Origin of the sequence: Pseudomonas protegens, from assembly GCF_003732485.1 — a bacterium.
Lineage (GTDB): Bacteria > Pseudomonadota > Gammaproteobacteria > Pseudomonadales > Pseudomonadaceae > Aquipseudomonas > Aquipseudomonas protegens_B.
The window spans coordinates 84,431-85,752 of record NZ_MOAK01000054.1; the positions used below are offsets into that span (position 1 = coordinate 84,431).

1 protein-coding gene is annotated in these 1,322 nt (G+C 60.7%); it reads right to left on the reverse strand.

Going from position 1 to position 1,322, the window contains the following annotated elements; translation table 11 throughout:
• Nucleotides 1-1,120, reverse strand: a 1,120-nt coding sequence (locus BLX41_RS14335) for a YdgA family protein (RefSeq protein ID WP_148059726.1), incomplete at its 3' end; no start/stop codon positions are given.
• Between the last annotated feature and the right edge of the window lie 202 nt (nt 1,121-1,322).

Genomic DNA, 1,322 nt, shown 5'->3' on the forward strand with positions numbered 1-1,322 from the left:
CACCACCGGCGGTCTTGAACGCCAGGCTTTCCAGGGCGATCTGGGGCTTGGCTTCCAGGACCTTGTTCACCGCGGCACGTACCTTGACCTGCTCGGCGTCGGTCATTTGCAGTTCCGGGGCCGGTTCGCCTTCGGCAGTGGCTTCGGTGGCCGCCTTCTGATACGGCTGCAATACGGTCTGATAGACCTGGACCAGATCGAGCATGCCCTGGCTGTCGAGGTTCTTCATGCTCCAGAGCATCTCGGCCGAACCCACGGTCTTGCCGTCGAAGGCGATTTCGCCCACTCGGTAATCCGCACGGCCCGCCACTGTGCTGCCGGTTTCTTCGCTGAAGGTCTTCTGTTCGAAGTTCTTCAGGGTCAGCACCGATTGCTTGTCACCGAAGGTGGCCTTGGTGCTGGTGAGCTCCAGGGTGTTCTGGCCCATGTAGTAGCCGAAGCTGCTTTTTTGCAGGTTGCTGGCCAGGGTCAAGCCGTTGATTTCCAGCTTGCCCGGGGCCTTGTCCGGCGAGCTGAGCGAAAGGCTCAGGCTGTCCATGTAGCCGTCGACCTTGGCTTTCTGGCGGTTGTCGCTGACGCTGAAGGTGGAGTTCAGGCCGGAGAACTTCAGGCTGCTCTGCTCATCCAGGGCCAGTTCCATTGGAGCGAAATCCAGGGTGCCCTCGGCGGACAGGTCGTAGCCGACGTTGACCACGCCCTTGAACGGTGCAACGCCCTTGGTGGCGGCAAACCATTTGTCGGTCTGCGGGCTCTTCTCCAGTTCGTAATGGCTGGTAGCCATGACCGGCAGCCACTTCAGGCGCACCAGACGGGAGAAAGGCAGCGGGCCATGCTCGATGTGATCGGTGACCAGCAATTCCAGATCGCCGTTGAACACATCGCCCTGGCCCTTGAGGCGATAGTGCGCGGTGCTGCTGAACAGGCCACGTTCCAGGGACACCAGCTCGATGGTCGCAGTGGCGTCATAGCCGATCAGCGCCGTCTGCAACTCTTTGTTGCTCTCGACGATCTGCTGCTGCACAACGCCTTCCAGCTTGGTGCCGGTGTACCAGGCGCCGCCGACACTGATGGCACCTACCGCGACGACGATTCCTAACAGTACGCCTGCTGATTTATTCATGTATGACCCGATCAATATCCGTTGTTTGAAGGTGTGGTCGTCTTCCCTGAACCCATGACGGGTTGCGGCTCGACTCCGCGTAAAACCGGCGCAGATTACCACTGGCGGCTAGCGCGAGCCCAATCTTTGAATGTGAAAAACCGTGGAACGCGGGATGCGGAGCCAACAGCCGCTGACCGGCAGCGGCTGCTGGGCCGGGGGG